The organism is Saccharothrix tamanrassetensis (assembly GCF_014203665.1).
GTDB lineage: Bacteria > Actinomycetota > Actinomycetes > Mycobacteriales > Pseudonocardiaceae > Actinosynnema > Actinosynnema tamanrassetense.
The window spans coordinates 1-17,278 of record NZ_JACHJN010000013.1 but is presented as its reverse complement, the minus strand read 5'-3'; the positions used below and the strand labels follow the sequence as shown (position 1 = coordinate 17,278).

10 protein-coding genes and 1 tRNA gene are annotated in these 17,278 nt (G+C 71.5%); 3 read left to right on the top strand and 8 right to left on the bottom strand.

What is annotated here, in order from left to right:
- Window positions 1-43 precede the first annotated feature (43 nt).
- The 5 genes from FHS29_RS31760 to FHS29_RS31740 form a co-directional block, all read right to left on the bottom strand.
- Entirely contained in the window at window positions 44-4,366 is a 4,323-nt protein-coding gene (locus FHS29_RS31760; RefSeq protein WP_184697209.1) for a wHTH domain-containing protein, read from the bottom strand.
- Between the two features lie 386 nt (window positions 4,367-4,752).
- Window positions 4,753-4,932 (bottom strand): hypothetical protein, encoded by a 180-nt coding sequence (locus FHS29_RS31755; RefSeq protein WP_184697206.1) that lies wholly within the window; start codon window positions 4,930-4,932, stop codon window positions 4,753-4,755.
- Window positions 4,933-5,222: 290 nt separating this feature from the next.
- A tRNA-Val gene (locus FHS29_RS31750) sits at window positions 5,223-5,297 on the bottom strand.
- Window positions 5,298-5,335: 38 nt separating this feature from the next.
- Complete coding sequence (locus tag FHS29_RS31745; RefSeq protein WP_184697203.1) at window positions 5,336-5,800, bottom strand: peroxiredoxin; 465 nt, start codon at window positions 5,798-5,800, stop codon at window positions 5,336-5,338.
- Window positions 5,801-5,900: 100 nt separating this feature from the next.
- Window positions 5,901-6,332 (bottom strand): DUF3052 domain-containing protein, encoded by a 432-nt coding sequence (locus tag FHS29_RS31740; protein ID WP_184697200.1) that lies wholly within the window; start codon window positions 6,330-6,332, stop codon window positions 5,901-5,903.
- Between the two features lie 294 nt (window positions 6,333-6,626).
- On the opposite strand from FHS29_RS31740, the gene aceE reads away from it, so the two are divergent.
- The 3 genes from aceE to FHS29_RS31725 all read left to right on the top strand — a co-directional run bounded on the left by aceE (window position 6,627) and on the right by FHS29_RS31725 (window position 12,996).
- On the top strand, window positions 6,627-9,374 hold the full coding sequence (gene aceE, locus FHS29_RS31735) for a pyruvate dehydrogenase (acetyl-transferring), homodimeric type (RefSeq protein ID WP_184697197.1): 2,748 nt from the start codon (window positions 6,627-6,629) through the stop codon (window positions 9,372-9,374).
- A 357-nt stretch (window positions 9,375-9,731) separates the two neighbouring features.
- A complete protein-coding gene (locus tag FHS29_RS31730; protein WP_184697194.1) occupies window positions 9,732-11,759 on the top strand; it encodes a substrate-binding domain-containing protein in 2,028 nt (675 codons plus the stop codon).
- Window positions 11,752-12,996, top strand: a complete 1,245-nt coding sequence (locus FHS29_RS31725) for an ABC transporter substrate-binding protein (protein WP_184697191.1) — start codon at window positions 11,752-11,754, stop codon at window positions 12,994-12,996. The genes FHS29_RS31730 and FHS29_RS31725 overlap by 8 nt, the downstream gene beginning before the upstream one ends.
- Here FHS29_RS31725 and pnuC read toward each other — a convergent pair.
- From pnuC to FHS29_RS31710, 3 genes are all read right to left on the bottom strand, one after another.
- On the bottom strand, window positions 12,983-13,612 hold the full coding sequence (gene pnuC / locus FHS29_RS31720; RefSeq protein WP_184697188.1) for a nicotinamide riboside transporter PnuC: 630 nt from the start codon (window positions 13,610-13,612) through the stop codon (window positions 12,983-12,985). The two genes, FHS29_RS31725 and pnuC, sit on opposite strands and share 14 nt — an antisense overlap.
- Window positions 13,613-14,003: 391 nt before the next feature.
- Entirely contained in the window at window positions 14,004-14,804 is an 801-nt protein-coding gene (locus FHS29_RS31715) for a mechanosensitive ion channel family protein (protein WP_184697185.1), read from the bottom strand.
- A gap of 219 nt (window positions 14,805-15,023) precedes the next feature.
- Window positions 15,024-16,538, bottom strand: a complete 1,515-nt coding sequence (locus tag FHS29_RS31710; RefSeq protein ID WP_312865190.1) for an alpha/beta hydrolase — start codon at window positions 16,536-16,538, stop codon at window positions 15,024-15,026.
- Between the last annotated feature and the right edge of the window lie 740 nt (window positions 16,539-17,278).

Genomic DNA, 17,278 nt, shown 5'->3' with positions numbered 1-17,278 from the left:
AAGCTACGGGGACGAGGGCCCCTCGGCATAGGGGAGGAAGCACCTAACCCGCCCCCTCCCGGAACCCCCGGTCGGCAGTCTCGTACGGCACCTGTTCGAGCAGCTTCGGCAGCTCGACGTCCAGGTCCGGCACCTCCAGCCCCATCCGGGCCAACCGCCGCGCCACCTCCGGCACGGGCAGCTCGAACCACAGGGCGGTCGCCAGCAGCCGGTGCGGCCTGATCGGCTTGACAGTCCCCACCTTGTCGGCCAGGTCGAAGTCCAGTCGGTCGAAGCTCTCGTGCCCCGCCTCGGGGCCGCGCACCCGGAACCCCATGGCCCCCAGCCGCTGCACCGCGTCCGGCACGGTCCAGGTGCCCGGCCTGGCCACCTTCAACGCGTGCGCGAACGGCACCGTGCTGCCGGCCGGCAGCGTCACCAGCACTGCGCCGTCCGCGTTCAGCAGCTGGTAGTCGATGCTGCTCAGGACCTGGTTCAGGTGCGCCAGGTCCGGCACGCCGAACCCGAGTGCCGCGAGTCGTCCGGCGATCTCGTCGGGGCTGCGTTCCAGCTCGTAGGCCACCGCGATCAGCACGTTCGCGTCGAACGATTCGACCGCCCAGCCCGTCCGGGCCCCCAGGTGGTCGAGGAGGCCGTGGTCGAAGTCGTCCAAGCCGTTGCGCACCGCGGCCATCGCGACGACGTCGAAGCCGAGTCCGGTGAGCCGGTCGGCGACCTCGACCAGCGTGGCCCCGGTCTCCTCGGACACCTTGACCAGGTGCCCGACGGCCACCGACAGCCGGCCCGGTGGCAGCCCGGCGATGTTCTCCACCCTCGGCAGCAGCGCCCGGTCGGCGGGCTCCAGCCGGTCGGGCAGGTCTTCCGGCGGCGGCACCCGCAAGCCCAGGTCGCCCAGCCTGCGCGCGACCTCGCCGGGCGCGGTGTCCCACTGGTCGGCGAGGTTGACCAGTTGGGACAGCGCCACGACCCCGTCCGCCGCCGGCATGGACCCGGCGGACCCCAGCAGACCGGTGACCTCCGGGGTGATCCGGTCGACCCAGTCCGGTTCGAGGTTGCCCGGTTCGACCCGGAAGCCCAGGTCGTCCAGCCGACCGGCCACCGCCCGCACCGTGGTGCGCAGCACGTGGGCGGCGCGGTAGACGTGGTGGAGCCCGACCCGCTGCTCTTCGGACAGCCAGGGGGAGGTGCCGTCGAGGTCCCGGCTCAGCAGCACGTGGTCGTCACGGGAGAACCGGTGGGACACGCCGGTCGGCAGACTGGTCTGGTACGAGTACCGCAGCAGCCGCTCGACGACCTCCGGCACCGTCCGGCCGGTCCGCTGCTGGGCGGCGAGCACGTGCCCCAGCGGCACCGGCCGGTCCGGTTCGAGCCAGGGGCGCTTGCCGTCCAGGTCCCGGCTCAGCAGGGTGAGGTCCACCGGGTCGAACGACCGCCGGTCCGGGAACCGCCCGACGTCGCCCACCGGGAAGCCGAGCACGCTCAGGCGCTCCGCCACCGAGCGCGGATCCCTGCCCAGCGTCACCGCGGCCACCACCACCCCACCCACGTCGACGTGCCACGTCTGGTCGGGGGACCTCGAAAGACCGAAGGCGAGCTCGATCAGCACCTGGTCGGACGGGAGCGCCGGCAGCAGCGGGCGGGCGTCGGCAGGCGTCCCGCCGAGACCGTCGCCCCCGCCGAGGGCCAGCAGCCGCCACAGCAGCAACCGCGCTTCCAGCGAGTCACCGTCCTTCCGGCCGCGGAACCGTGAGCCGTACACCGCGCGCGAGCGCCGGGACAGGTCGCGGTCCAGGGGCAGGCACCCGGTCACCGCCAGGTCGAACGACCCGACCTTGGACGACAGGCGGTACCCGTCGCGGGCGGCGACGGACGCGATCACGTCGGCGATGCCCGGACTCGTCTCCGCCACCGAACAGAGCCAGTCGAAGTCGAACGCGTCCTGCCCCTCCGCCAGCAGGTCGGCCGCCGCGCCGGCGAGCAACTCCCCGACGTGCCCGGAGACGTCGCCCAGCACCGACTTCCGGTCGACCGTCAGCGGCGGGGCCCGGTGCCCGGTGAGGTTCACCACCGCGCCCCGGATGTCGGACGCCCCCTTCATCCGCGCCAGCGGACCCCGGCCGCCCGGTTGCCGGACGTAGAGGCCGTCGACCAGCAGCGCGCCGCCCTCCCGGCACCAGATCACCTCGCCGCCGTCGGCCGGGCGGCTGGACACGAGAGGTCCGCGCACGTCGATGCCCTCCTCTTCACCGGGACGGGAGGAACGGGGCTTGAAGGTCGACGGCTCCCAGTCGACCGGCGGACCGTCGTGCTCGGCGCTGGTGGGGAACTCGGCGATGCCCAGCAGCCGCTGGAGCGCCCCCACGCACGAAGGCGCCTCGGCGCCGTCCCGCAGGTAGAGCTTCACCGTCGTGCCGTGACCCGCGAGCCCGTGGTCCCCCGGGCCGTCCAGCCGCTCGATGCGGAACAGGTGGCCGGGCCCGGCGATGGAGACCCGCAGCGGCGGGCCGGCCTCGTCACCGCGCTGGTCCATCCGGGAGGTGGTCACCTCGATCTCGTCGGCCAGCATGAAGTAGCTCATCACGCCGATGCCGAACCGGCTGTTCGGGTGGAACTCCACGCCGGCCTTCGCCCAGCGCGCCTTCTCCTCCAGGAACTCCGGGCGGTCCGCGAACCGGATGCCCGCCTGGGAGAACACCTCCCGCAGCTCCGACTCCCCCATGCCGATCCCGTTGTCGGTGCAGCTCAGGTAGTACCTGCCGTCGACCGGGTCCACGTCCTGCACGAAAGTGATCCGGCCCTCCCACCTGGACAGCAGTTGGGAGGTCTCCTCCAGGTACTCCAGCCGGGCTTTCGCGTAGCGGCACGCGTCGAGCGCGTTCTGGTACAGCTCCCGGATGGCGAGCGACTTGTCGCCGTAGAGCTGCTCGCCCATGAGCAGCTCGCGCACCCGTGACTCGTCCAGCCGCAGCCGGGTCACCGGCACCACGAACACCGGTTTGCCGTCGACCACGGCGGGCTCCACCAGATCGGCCGAGGCGCGGGCCGGTAACGCCCGCAGCGGCTCCAGCAGGGCGTCGTACTCGGCGGCGGCACGGATGGCGCCCAGCATCACGTCGGTCCGCCCGACGTGTTCGCGCAACGCCTCCAGCACGGCCTCGTGACGGCACTCGGCGACCAGGCCGAGGCCGATCGCGATCGGATCCCAGTAGGCGTCGTGCAGGGTCGCCCGCAGCTGGGCGAGGTCGACCGGTTTCGAGATGCCGAGGTGCTCCACCAGCGTGGAGGACAGGCTCATCAACTCGATGGCCTGCGCGTGCGCCACCGCGAGCAGCAGGCCGACCAGGTCCTCGCGGACGCTCTGCTGGGCCGCGGTGACCCGCGCGTACGAGGCCTTGGCCTTGAGCTTGCGGCGCTGGCCGTCCCGCAGCCCCTCCGGCGGCAGGCGGAACAGCCGCACCAGCCGTTCCAGCGACTCGGTGAGCATCTTGCGCAGCGGCTGGTCGTCCAGGGCCAGGTCGTCCACCACCATCGCCACCGTGACGTCCTCCGGCCGGCTCTCCGCCCAGCGGTGGAACAGCAGCCACCACGCGATGTCGTCGGCGTCGTCGGCGGCGGCGGGCTGCCGGGTGCGCGCGACCAGCCGACGTTCCTCCCGGTTGGCCAGGAACCGCTGGTATTCGTCCCGGTCCTGGTCGTCCTCGTCGTCGCGGTGCCGCAGGTCCGTCGGCGCGACCCCGGACAGCTTCGCCGCCAGGACCGCCGACCGGACCTGGTGCGCCAGCGGAGCCAGCGCCACCAGGGCCGCCTCCGCCGCGGTGAACTCCAGGTGCCGGGTCTGCAAGGTGGTCCCGATGAGCGTGGTGACCCAGGCGGTCATCCGTTCGGCGAGGGTCTCGTCCAGCCACGGGTCGCCGTCCAGCGACGCCACCGCTTTGCGATAACGCTCGTGCAGGCGTCCGGCGACCTCGGCCACGCGGTGCCGCAGCTGGTCGGCGTCGGCGGCCCGGTCCCACACGACGTGGTGCTCCACCAGCGCGACCCAGGGGTCGGGGCCGGGAGGCGGCGGGAGCGGCACGGCCGTCTCCAGCCGACCGTGGGCGTCCCGCCAGTACTCCGGCTCGGTGTTGACCGACACGCGACGGCCGTTGGCGCGGGCGTGCTCGGCGCACACCCGCACCACCGCGAGGACCAGGTCCAGGTCCGGCGGGCGGGTGGTGATCTTGGCGTTGAGCAGGTCCCAGATCGAACTGGTGGCACGGCCGGTGCGCGACTGGAGGTGTTTCAGGGTCGGTTTGCCGCATTCGACGTGCAGCCTGGCGAGGTCGGCGCAGAACTGCGCGAGGCCGGGCACGGCTTCCGGGGGCATCCGGGGTTTCCCTTCCCTGCGGCCGTCCGGCCGGACGGCGCCGGACGGCGGGTCGACCAGGTCCGACCCCGTTGTCCGGGGTGGTTCTTCCGAGGTCGTCCGGGAGCTGTGACGACCGGGGCCGGCGGGCGGCACCTTCTCTCCCGAAAGGTCGAGAGAGGGAGAAAAACCGTGAACCTGTGGTTGGAGTTGGCGACGGCCGCGCTGCAAACGGCCTCGGCGGCATTGGCGGTGGCCGCCGCGGTGGCCGGGGTGCGTGCGCGTCGACGGGACCGGGGCTGATCAAGGACCCGGACAGCTTAAACACGACGACGGCCGCCGTTGCCCGCAATGGGTCGGCGGCCGTCGTCAGGACGGGCTCGAATCACTCGAACAGCCCACTACCGCTACTCGGCAGTGCCGTTTCCGGTGGCGCCGGCCGGGTCCGGGGCCCGGCTCACCAATTGCGCACTGCCGTCCGGCACTCCCCACAGTTCCAGCAGGCTGGACACGGCGTGGCGGATGCCCTCATAGCGGTCGCCCGGCAGGTCGGGCGGGAGCTCGACGTGTAGCTCCGGATTGCGCATGCGTCCAGCGTCCCCGGACCGCCGACGGTGACGCAATAGCTCGATCGGGGCGTTCACGAATGATTGATCGAGCAATAAGAAAATAGCCGCGCGGAACCACCTGCGACGATTACGGAGAGATTTCGATCATTGGTCTTGAAACGTGAAGCCGGCCACAGTCCCAAGTGGACGGACAGCCCGGTCCGGTCGACGAGAACGGTGGTGAAGATCGAGCGAGCAGGGCGCACGACGAACGTGGGACGACAACGGGCGCGCCCGGCGGGAACAACGGTGGGTACGCACGAGAACGGTGGTGGGCGCGACAGGATTCGAACCTGCGACCGCTCGGGTGTAAACCGAGTGCTCTTCCGCTGAGCTACACGCCCTGGTGCGCCGCCCGCGACGGGACGACGCGGGAACGCTATCAGGCCTTCAGGGCCGCCACGGCCTTCTTCCACGCTTCCTGGTCACGCGGCTCGCCGGGCGCGTTGACCTCGGCGTACCGGACGATGCCCCGGGCGTCGACGAGGAACGTGCCGCGGTTGGCGAGGCCCGCCGCCTCGTTGAACACGCCGTACCGCGCCGCCACCTCGCCGTGCGGCCAGAAGTCCGACAGCAGCGGGAACTGGTAGCCCTCCTGCTCGGCCCACGCCTTCAGGCTGAACGGGGTGTCCACCGAGACACCGAGGACCTGGACGTTCTCGTCCTCGTACGCCGCCAGCTCGTCGCGCACCTGGCACAGCTCGCCGGTGCAGATACCGCTGAACGCGAACGGGTAGAAGACCAGCAGGACGTTGCGCCCGCCGCGGAACGACGACAGCGTCACCGGCTGCTTGTTGTAGTCGTTGAGCGTGAAGTCCGGAGCTTCCGAACCGACCTCGACCGCCATGCCTTAGCCCTCCACCGGAAATCCGTGCACCCGACAAGACGGGCTCCACGCGTGCGGAGCCCGCCGTCGAGCCTAGCGGCACCGGGGACGGGCGGTCTGGTCAGCGCTTGCTCTTGGCCGACTTCGGCGCCACCAGACGGGTGGCCATCCAGTCGGTGCTCACGCTGACGTTGGAGGTCTGGGCGAGTCCCGCGGTGGCCACTGATTCGGCGATGTCGCTGGGCTCGACGTGGCCCTCACGCCCGGTCTTGGGCGTCAGCACCCAGATCACGCCCTCCTCGGCCAGTGGACCGGTGGCGTTGATCAGGGCGTCGACCAGGTCGCCGTCGTCGTCCCGCCACCACAGCAGGACCACTTCCACGACCTCGTCGGCGTCATCGTCGAGCAGATCGCTGCCGATTCGCTCTTCGACGGCGGCACGCAGGTCGTCGTCGACGTCCTCGTCCCAGCCGATCTCCTGGACCACGCTGCCCGGTTCGATCCCGAGCCTGTCGGCGACACCGATCTTGCCGGCGTCTTCCGCGGCGACCACGGCTTCCACTCCTCCAAGTACACAAGAGCGGCAGCCGGTTCGACTGCCGCGCGATGTCACTACCAGTCGCGGTTAGCGAACACTGTCGGGCCTGCTAAGCGCAACCGTAAGGCCCGTGACACGCCGCATCGGGTACCCCCGGATGCGTTCCGCCATCCGGATGAGGCACGCTCTACATACCTCCTATTCGCGCGCGCGAGAGGCACGATCCGGAACTACTCACCGGTAGCGGTGACGGGATCGGGCTCCGAAGGTGACGATGGGAGTCAGAGACCCCAGGAACGAGGAGATCCCTTGAGCCCCCAGAACACTCCCGAACGGGTGCGCGTCATCCGTGACGGCCTGGCCGCCCACCTCCCGGACATCGACCCGGAGGAGACCGCGGAGTGGCTGGAGTCCTTCGACGCCGCGCTCAACGGCGGCGGGCAGCAGCGGGCCCGCTACCTGATGCTGCGGCTGCTCGAGCGGGCCAGGGAGAGCCACGTCGGCGTACCGTCGCTGACCAGCACGGACTACGTCAACACCATCCCCACCGAGCGCGAGCCGTGGTTCCCCGGCGACGAGGAGGTGGAGCGCCGGTACCGGGCGTGGATCCGGTGGAACGCGGCGATGACGGTGCACCGCGCCCAGCGGCCGGGCGTCGGTGTCGGCGGTCACATCTCGACCTACGCCTCGTCCGCGAGCCTCTACGAGGTCGGCTTCAACCACTTCTTCCGCGGCAAGGACCACCCCGGCGGCGGCGACCACGTGTTCATCCAGGGCCACGCCTCGCCGGGCGTCTACGCCCGCGCGTTCCTGGAGGGCCGGCTGTCCGCCGAGCAGCTCGACGGCTTCCGCCAGGAGTTCTCGCACGCGGGCCCCGGCGGCGGCCTGCCGTCCTACCCGCACCCCCGGCTGATGCCGGACTTCTGGGAGTTCCCGACCGTCTCCATGGGCCTGGGCCCGATGAACGCGATCTACCAGGCGCGGTTCAACCGCTACCTGCGCGACCGGGGCATCAAGGACACCTCCGACCAGCACGTGTGGGCGTTCCTCGGCGACGGCGAGATGGACGAGCCGGAGTCGCGCGGCCTGCTCCAGGTCGCCGCGAACGAGCAGCTGGACAACCTGACCTTCGTGGTCAACTGCAACCTCCAGCGGCTGGACGGCCCGGTCCGCGGCAACGGCAAGATCATCCAGGAGCTGGAGGCGTTCTTCCGCGGCGCGGGCTGGAACGTCATCAAGGTCATCTGGGGGCGCGAGTGGGACGCCCTGCTGCACGCCGACCGCGACGGCGCGCTGGTGAACCTGATGAACACCACGCCGGACGGCGACTACCAGACCTACAAGGCGAACGACGGCGCGTACGTCAAGGAGCACTTCTTCGGCCGCGACCCCCGCACCAAGGAACTGGTCGCGCCGATGACCGACGACGAGGTGTGGAACCTCAAGCGCGGCGGCCACGACTACCGCAAGGTCTACGCGGCGTACAAGGCGGCGGTGGAGCACCACGGCCAGCCGACGGTCATCCTCGCCAAGACCATCAAGGGCTACGGCCTGGGCCCGCACTTCGCGGCGCGCAACGCCACGCACCAGATGAAGAAGATGACCCACGAGGACCTGAAGCTGTTCCGGGACAGCCTGCGCATCCCGATCTCGGACGCGGACCTGGACCCGTACCTGCCGCCGTACTACCACCCCGGCCAGGACTCCCCGGAGATCCAGTACCTGCTGGAGCGGCGCAAGCAGCTGGGCGGCTACGTGCCGGAGCGGCGGACCAAGTCCAAGGCGCTGGTGCTGCCCGGCGACAAGGTCTACGACGTGATCCGCAAGGGCTCGGGCAAGCAGGAGGTCGCCACCACGATGGCGTTCGTCCGGCTGGTGCGGGACCTGGCCAAGGACCCGGAGATCGGCGGCCGGATCGTGCCGATCATCCCGGACGAGGCGCGCACGTTCGGCATGGACTCGATGTTCCCGGCGCAGAAGATCTACAACCCGAACGGGCAGCTCTACACGTCCGTGGACGCCCAGCTCATGTTGGCGTACAAGGAGTCCGAGCAGGGTCAGATCCTGCACGAGGGCATCAACGAGGCGGGTTCCACCGCGTCGTTCACGGCGGCGGGCACCTCGTACGCCACGCACGGCGAGCCGATGATCCCGATCTACATCTTCTACTCGATGTTCGGGTTCCAGCGGACCGGTGACGGCCTGTGGGCGGCGGCGGACCAGATGGCGCGCGGCTTCGTGCTGGGCGCGACGGCGGGCCGCACCACGCTGACCGGCGAGGGCCTCCAGCACGCCGACGGGCACTCGCTGCTGCTGGCGCACACCAACCCGGCCGTGGTCGCCTACGACCCGGCGTGGTCGTTCGAGGTGGCGCACATCGTGCGGGACGGTCTGCGGCGGATGTACGGCGAGGAGGCCGAGAACGTCTTCTACTACCTGACCGTCTACAACGAGCCGTACCAGCAGCCGGCGGAGCCGGCGGACCTGGACGTGGAGGGGTTGCTCAAGGGCCTGTACCGCTACCAGGTGGCGTCCGGCACGGGCCCGCGCGCGCAGATCCTGGCGTCCGGCGTGGGGATGCCCTGGGCGATCAAGGCGCAGCGGCTGCTGGCCGAGGACTGGGGCGTGCACGCCGACGTCTGGTCCGCGACGTCGTACTCGGAGCTGCGCCGCGAAGCCGTGGCGGTGGACCGGCACAACCTGCTGCACCCCGACCAGGAGCCGCGCGTGCCGTACGTGACGCAGGCGCTGTCCGACGCGGCGGGCCCGGTGGTGGCGGTGTCGGACTGGATGACGGCCGTGCCGGACCTCATCCGGCCGTACGTGCCGACCGACATGACCACGCTGGGCACGGACGGCTTCGGCTTCTCCGACACCCGGCCGGCGGCGCGGCGGCACTTCCTGGTCGACGCGGAGTCGATCACCGTGGCCACGCTGGCGGCGCTGGCGAAGCGCGGCGAGGTGCAGCAGTCGCTGGTCGTGCAGGCGGCGCGCAAGTACCGCATCGACGACGTGACCGCGGCCGGGCCGTCCACGTCGGACGCGGGCCTGGCCTGACCTCCGGACCTCCCCGCGTGGGGCGCCACCCGATCGGGTGGCGCCCCACGCGCCTTTTTGCGGTCCTCGCCGGTGCGGGCGCTCCTACGATCCCCGAGGTGATCACCGAGCGGGCGGGGGTGGACGCCCAGCCACGCCATAACGGCCCCTGAAACGCCCATGGGGCGCCACGCGACCGTAAGGGCGGGTGCCGCAGCGTCGTGACGGCTCCGCAGCGCTGAGCGGCCGGCTGGTGCGCCGGGCGGGCTTCGGTGGTCGGCGCGGCGGGCACGCCGCGGGCCGGCAGCCAGGGCGATCCGGCCCGCCGGCTGTGACCGACACCATAGGATCGGCGGAAGACTTCCGACGAGGGGGGCAATGGGGACGCCGCGGCCCGCGGTCCACCGGACGATGTTGGCGGTGGACGTGTCCGGCTTCGGCGCGCGCGACCTGAGCCAGCAGCGGGCCATCCGGCACGGGCTGTACGAGGCGCTGCGCAGTGCGTTCGCCGAGTGCGGCATCGAGTGGACCGACGACTGGGACGGCACCTACCACGAGGACCGGGGCGACGGGCTGTTCGTGCTGGTGCCCGCCGGGGTGCCGAACAGCCGGGTGGTCAGCGCCCTGCCGCACGCCCTGGTCGGCCAGCTGCGCCGGTACAACGCCATGTTCACGCCCCAGGCCGGGATCCGGTTGCGCGCGGCGATCACCGCGGGCGAGGTGCTCAACGACGGCAACGGCGTGATGGGCGACGGGCTGGTGCTCGCGTTCCGGCTGCTGGACTGCGAGGCGCTGCGCGCGGAGCTGAAGCGGCGGCCGGGCGTGCTCGCGCTGATCGTGTCCGACCGGTTCTTCCAGGACGTGGTCCGGCAGGACCCGGGGTGCGACCCGGACTCGTACCGACCGGTCGCGGTGGACGTGAAGGAGGTCCGCGGCACCGCCTGGATCTGCCGGCCGGACCACCCCCGCACGCCCCCGGAACCCGGCCGCACGCGGCGCACGCCGAGGTTCGCGGTGCCCGCGCTGACCGTGCTGCTGGCCGTCCCGCTGTTCTGCGACGTGCTGCTGGGCACCCCGCCCGCGTCACCGCCGTGCCCGGACTCGGTCCAGCTCAACGTGCTGGCCTCGGTCGAGAAGGCGGACGTGGTGCGCGGGCTGGCGGCCGACTTCGAGGAGGGCACCCGCGGACCGGACGACAGCGGCTGCAAGCAGGTGGACGTGCACGTCGCGGTCGGCCCGTCGGCGCGGACCGCGGCCGTGCTGGGTCGCGGCTGGCCGGACGGCGACCTGGCCGCCGCCGGACCCGAGCCGCACGTGTGGCTGCCGGACACCCGGTGGGAGGTGCAGGAGGTCCGCAACACCCTGACCGGCGGCGGGCGGGCCGACGTCGCGCTGGACGACCACGGCTCGATCGCCTACTCCCCGCTGGTGCTCGGCGTCGCGCCCGGACGTGCCCGCGAGCAGGAGTTCCGGTGGCGCGACCTGGCCGCGTTCCGGCCGCTCGCCCCGGTGGACGCGGGCGAGTCCGGTGCCGGGCTGGCGGCGGCCGCCGCGCTGCTGCGGTCCGAGCTCGGCGTCACCGCCCTGGGCCGGACCACGCTGCACGGACCGGGTGTGGCGAGCCGGCTGCGGGAGGCGGTGCTGCGGACCGCGCCGACCCCGACCGACGTGTGCCCGGCCGCCGACCGGGCGGTGCTCGCCTCGGAGAAGGCCGTCCGCGACCTGGCGTGCCTCAAGCCGCTGTACCCGGCGGAGGGCACGCTGCACCTGAACCACCCGTTCATCTCGGTGCGCCGGCCGGCCCGGCCCAACGAGCGGCGGGACCGGGTGGTCGGGCGGTTCCTGGCGCACCTGGTCGCCGGGCCCGCCCAGGAGGCGTTCCGGCAGGCCGGCTTCCGGGACCGGGAGTGGGTGCCGCAGACGCACGAGGGCATCCGACCGGACCGGCAGCCGGAGCTGGCGGTGACCGTCGACCCGGCGGCGGTGCGCGCCGCGTGGGCGGCGGCGAGCCGACCGACCGGGCTGGTGCTCGCGGTGGACGGGTCGGAGCGGGCGAACCGGCTGGCCGACCGGATCACCGGGCAGGTCGGGGCGCACGGCGAGGTGCACCGCCTGGACTTCTCACCCGCCGACCTCGGCGAGGTGGTCGAGCGCGCGGTGCTGGCGCACGGGGCGGACCTGCCGATCGTGATCCTGAGCGGCACCACCCCGGACGCCGCGCCGCAACCGGCGGTGCTGGCCGCGCCGGTGACCGTGTTCAGCGTCGGGTTCGCCGCCCGCGCCTGCTCGGCGGTCACCCAGCTGGGCGCGTTCCGGGCCTCCTACCGGGGCGACTGCTTCGAGGAGCAGGACGTCGACCGGGCCCTGGACCTGGTGGCGAACGGGCTGTGGGGCTCGCATGGCTAGGCACCGGTGGCTGCTGTGGGTGCTGTGCCTGCTGACGGCGTGCACGGTGCACGCGACCGACCCGGCGCACGAGGGGCGCGGGCGCATCACCTTCGTGGACAGCCAGGACCTGTCCTCGGGCAGGGTGATCAAGCAGCGGGTGGACGAGTGGAACCAGCGCGCCAGCCGGCGGGAGCAGGTCACCTACGTACCGATGCCGAGGTCCACCGACGCGTACCGGGCGCAGCTGATGGCCCGTGCGCAGGACCTGGCGGGCGCGCGGGACGACGTCCGGTCCCAGTGCTACGACGTGATGACCCTGGACGTGGTGTGGACGACGGAGTTCGCCGAGTCCCGCTATCTGGTCCCGCTGTCGCGCGGCGAGTTCGGCACCGACCGGTTCCTGCCGGCGGCCGTGGAGTCCGCCTCCACCACCGACGGCCGGCTGTGGGCGGTGCCGTGGCGGGCCGACGTCGGGGTGCTCTACTACCGCTCCGACGTGCTGACCGCCGAGCGCGCCGACCCGCCGTCGACGTGGCAGGCGCTGGAGGGGATGGCCACCGCGTTCGGGCCGGAGTACGGGCTGGCGGGCTACGTGGGACAACTCGGGCAGTACGAGGGCCTGACGGTGAACGCGCTGGAAGCGGTGTGGGCGCACGGCGGGGACGCGACCGGGCTCGGCACCCCGCAGGCCAAGGCGGGCGTCGGGATGCTGGCCGAGGGGCTCCGGAAGGGCTGGATCCCGCAGGCCGTGCTGTCCTACGACGAGACGGCGAGCCTGCGGGAGTTCCTGGAGGGCCGGGCGCTGTTCATGCGCAACTGGCCGTACGCGCGCTCGGTGCTGGAAGCCTCCCCGCTGAAGGGGAAGTTCGGCATGGCCGCGCTGCCCGGACACGGCGCGCTGGGCGGCTGGAACCTCGCCGTGTCCCGGTGTTCGGCGCACCAGGCCACGGCGCGGGACTTCATCCGCTTCCTGGCCGGCGACGACAGCCAGCGGGTGCTGCTGGAGCAGGCGGGCTACCCGCCGACGCTGCGCCCGCTGTACCTGGAGCCCGACCTGAACAGCCGGCTGCCGCACCTCGCCGTGTTGCGGGTGGCCGTGGAGAAGGCGCGCAACCGACCGCACGCCGTGCACTACGACAAGGTCACCCGGATGATGCAGGGGGCGCTGCACAACTGCCTTCGCAACCCCGAAGCGCGCGACGCCGAGATGGACCAGCTGTCCTGGAACGTGGCCAAGGCGCTCAGCGGGCGGTAGCGGCGACCGCCGCCGCGCGCCTGGCCTCCCGGTTCCAGTCGATCCAGCCCCGGATGACCAGCACCGCGAACACCGAGTAGACCAGCGCGCTGAAGTACAGCCCGGACTGGATCTGCAGCGGCACGCCGATCGCGTCCACCACCAGCCACACCAGCCAGAACTCCACCAGGCCGAAGCCCTGCAGGGCGAACGCCAGCACGGTGCCGACGAAGAGCGCCGCGTCCGGCCACGGCGCCCAGGAAGCGTCCAGCGCGTCCAGGACCAGCGCGAAACCCGTGGTGCCGACCACGAACACGGCCGCCACCGCGATGCGTTCGCGGGTGGTGCCCTTGCGCACGACGACGCCGAACACCGGGTCGCGGCGACGGGTCCAGGCCCACCAGCCGTACAGCGTGATCAGCGCGATCACCACCTGGCGGGAGGCCGTGCCGCCGAGGTGCGCGGAGACGTAGACGACGAAGAGCAGGGTGACCGACACCAGTTGGACCGGCCACGTCCACAGCGACCGCCGTTGCGCCAGGTAGACCACCACCAGGGCGAACACCTGGCCGATGAACTCGGCGTAGGAGACCTTCTGGCCGAAGACCGTGAAGCCGTGATCCATCAGGACGTGCATCGCGTTCTCCCATCGTCTCTTCGCGGGGAACATCGGGCGGCGCCGCCGGATTCCCGACGTAACGTGCCCCACAGCCCTCGTGGACACCTTGACTCCAGCAGGCGCACACCGTCACCGCCTACCTTCCCACCGCATGAGAGCCGTCGCGTCGGCCTCGTGCCGCCGCTCGTCGTCGCCGCCGTGCCCGTCGCCCGGACCCGTGCGTTCGCGGACGACCCGGGCTGACCGGAACGCGAGGAGCCCCCGCCCGGGTGGGGCGGGGGCTCCGGTACCGACTTCCGCTGTCGGATCGACTTCCCGATGTGCGGCCGGCCGGCTGTCGCGGGGCCGGTCGGCCATCGCCGGATCGAGCTCCCGCTGCCGGATCGGCTCCCGGCCGCGGGCCGGCCGGCTAGCGGCGCTCGGTGGGCGGGATCGGCAGCCCGGCGGGCGGCGTGGGGGCGTCCATCTGGCGGGTGGAGGTGCGTGCGGAGGCGGAGGTCGAGGCGGTCACCGGCTCCTGGGACTTGCGCGGGGCAGGGGCGTGGCTGGAGGCCTCCTCCTGCATTCGCCGCAGCCACCCCTCCCACCGCTGCTGCATCGGCCGGACCAGACCGCCGCCGACACCGACGACGATGACACCCGCGACCGTGGCCAGCACGGTGATCAGCACCGGCATGGTCACCGAGACCGCGATGCCGAGCTGGTTCAGCGCCGCGATGACACCGAGGGCGACGATGAAGCCGTAGGTGATGCCGCCGAGCAGCCTGGTGTACGGCCGGTCACCGAGCGCGCCGGCGACCAGGCCGCGCAACGCCTTGCCGATCGCGGCGGCGACCAGCACCAGCACGATCGCCACCACGATGCGGGGCAAGTAGGCGATGACGTCGTTCAGCAGGGCGCTCACCGCGTTGTCGCTGTCGAACGCCCCGAAGGCGAGCTGCAAGGCGATCAGCAGCACGAAGTAGTAGACGAGTTTGACGATCAGGCCGGACGCGTCGATCGGTGACCGGTCCATCGCGCCGCCCAGACCCGACTTCTCCACCAGCCGGTCGAAACCGACCCGTTTGAGCAGGAACCCGACCCCCTTGGCGAGCGCCTTGGCGATCAGCCAGCCGATGAACAGCACCACAAGGAAGCCGAGGAGTTTCGGCACGAACGTGGCGATCATCGCCCACGCCTGGCCGAGTCCTTCGGAGATCTGGGAGCCCACGACGCCCCTCCTCGAAAAGTCGCACGACGTTGCCGGGGGGATCGTTTCCCAGCCCGCTTCACCCGGCAACCTGAAGTGCCGGCACGAAAGAGTGACTGACGTGGCGCGGGAGGCGGGAACAGTCCAGAGTGGAATCACCGGTGGGGACCGGGGAGAGGGAAACGCCCGACGCGCTTCGTGCGCGTCGGGCGTTTCCGGTTCCCGGGGGTGTTCGCGGGCCTAGTCGCCCTGGTTCCACGCGGCGAGCCCGCGACCGTCCAGATAGGACTTCACGTGCACGGCGGAGGACGGGTTGCCGGAGGTGGGGCGGGGGTCGCCGGGGCACTCCGAGCTGCTGTCCGGCAGCACGCCGTCCACCAGGTAGCGGTCCACCTCCGCGTTGACGCACCGGTTGCCGGCGCCGTAGATGCCGTGCCTGCCCTCGTCCGTGACGGTGATCAGGCTGTGGCCGAGCCGGGACGCCATGGCCGGCCCGCTCTCGTACTGGGTCTGCGTGTCGCCCTCGGCCTGCACGACGACCCCGATCGGGTACCCGTCCCGACGCAGGGGCACGGCGGGCTCCGGCGGCGTGAACGAGCGGTAGGTGCAGCTCGCCGGAGCGGCCCGGACCACGCCGAAGCCGTACGGGTAGCGCTCGCGGAACACCCGCATGTCCTCGTAGTAGGTCTCCACGTCGGTGGGCCAGTCCACCTCGCACGTGACGGTGCTGAACACGCCGGAGACCAGGTCACCCTCCGCTGCGCGTGCCATGAGCTGGGCGGACTCGGCGGGCGAACCGTCCTTGAGGTTCCGCACGGCCGCCGCGATGTCCGACCACAGTGGACGGTAGCGGGAGCCGACGCCCACCGCGGAGTCGAACATGGTGCGGTTCTGGTCGCCGATCGGCTTCACGGCCAGGCGCGCGGCGATCTTCTCCAGCACGGCCATGACTTCGGCGGCCGTCGTGCCGAGCGAGAACACGTCGTTGCGCGCCGCCACCCACTCCGCCCAGATCTCGACGTTGCGGCGGTAGGCGACGGCCTGCGCGCGGAACTGCTCGCGCCACACCCACTCGGGGTGCACGGCGGAGTCGAGCACGTTCCGGTCCAGCCGCTGCGGGAACAGGCTGCCGTAGACGGCTCCCAGGTAGGTGCCGTAGGAGTAGCCGAGGTAGTTGAGCTTCTCCTCGCCGAGCACGGCGCGGATCACGTCCAGGTCCCGCGCGGTGTTCGGGGTGTTGATGTACGGCCGGATGGCACCGCCCGAGCGTTGGCAGGCGTCCTCCGCGGCGCGCGCTTCCGCTGCCCACTTGGGGAAGTCCGCGTCCGTCGGGCGGGAGTCGACCGAGGCGAGGTCGGGGGCCATGCGGCAGTTCAGCGCGGTGGAGCGGCCCACGCCTCGCGGGTCGAAGCCGATCAGGTCGTAGACGGCCGCGGGGGCGGATTGGGACAGGAACTGCGGCATCCGGATGCCGGAGCCGCCGGGGCCGCCGGGGTTGAGCACGAGGATGCCGCGCCGACGGGTCGGATCGGAGGCTTTCAGGCGGCTGATGCGGACGGAGATGCGGTCGGCGCTCGGGCGGGAGTAGTCGAGGGGGAGGATGACGTCCGCGCATTCGAGCATCTTCTCGCAGCGGGACCACGTGAGTTGCTGTGTCGTGAACTGGGCCAGCGGGTCGGTTGTGCCGAACGAAGGGGCGGTGGCTGTCGACAGCACCGCGGCGACTGCCAAGCCGACTGACACGTACCTGCGCACGGAGAACCTCCAGGTAGTGGCGAACTCCCATCGAAGGTAGGGCGGCCCGCTCCCACTGACAGCGCGTGTCACTCGTTGGTGTGGGTTCACTTCCGCCGACCGAGCCGACCACCTTCGCGCACATACGCACACCAGGAGGACCACCCGTACCCACCCGCAGAATCACCCTTCCGCGCCCGACCACTCTCGCCGGCACGCCCACCCAGACCGCCCGTGCGCGCGCACACAGACCCGTCGCCTCGTGTTCTCCCCGTATGGCCTGCCCGGAGGGCTACCGCGCTTGTCCGGGTAGTGCAAGCACGCTTCACCGCTTGCACTACCCGGACAAGCGCGGTGGTCTTTGACAGGCCATGCGGGGAGAACACGACCGCCCTTTCTTTGTTTTTCCTCCCCGGAGGTCTGCCAAGCGGCGAGCGTCGCTCTTATTTCTAAGATCCATGCGGCACCAAGTTTGAAAAGCGTCCTCGCCGGACGGGCAGACCGCCAAGGATCCCATGAAAGCCAAAGCCTAAAAGATACGAGCAGGCTGTGTGTCCTCCCCGCATGTCCTGGTCAAAGACAACCATGGCGGTGTCATACGGTCATGGCGACAGCGGTTTTGATCTTGTCCGTCGGGTGGTGGGGTTGTCGTATGGCCGGTGGCGTGTTGTTGTCGTTCGAGGAGCGGGAGTTGATCTCCCGGGAGTTGAGTCGGAACGCGCGTTGTTCGACCCGTGTCCTGGGGGTGCTCCTGGGTCGGC

Coding starts and splice junctions, on each gene's coding strand:
- FHS29_RS31760 (WP_184697209.1), bottom strand. CDS start 4,366: ATGCCCCCGGAAGCCGTGCCCGGCCTCGCGCAGTTCTGCGCCGACCTC.
- FHS29_RS31755 (WP_184697206.1), bottom strand. CDS start 4,932: ATGCGCAATCCGGAGCTACACGTCGAGCTCCCGCCCGACCTGCCGGGC.
- FHS29_RS31745 (WP_184697203.1), bottom strand. CDS start 5,800: ATGGCGGTCGAGGTCGGTTCGGAAGCTCCGGACTTCACGCTCAACGAC.
- FHS29_RS31730 (WP_184697194.1), top strand. CDS start 9,732: ATGGGGACGCCGCGGCCCGCGGTCCACCGGACGATGTTGGCGGTGGAC.
- FHS29_RS31725 (WP_184697191.1), top strand. CDS start 11,752: ATGGCTAGGCACCGGTGGCTGCTGTGGGTGCTGTGCCTGCTGACGGCG.
- pnuC (WP_184697188.1), bottom strand. CDS start 13,612: ATGCACGTCCTGATGGATCACGGCTTCACGGTCTTCGGCCAGAAGGTC.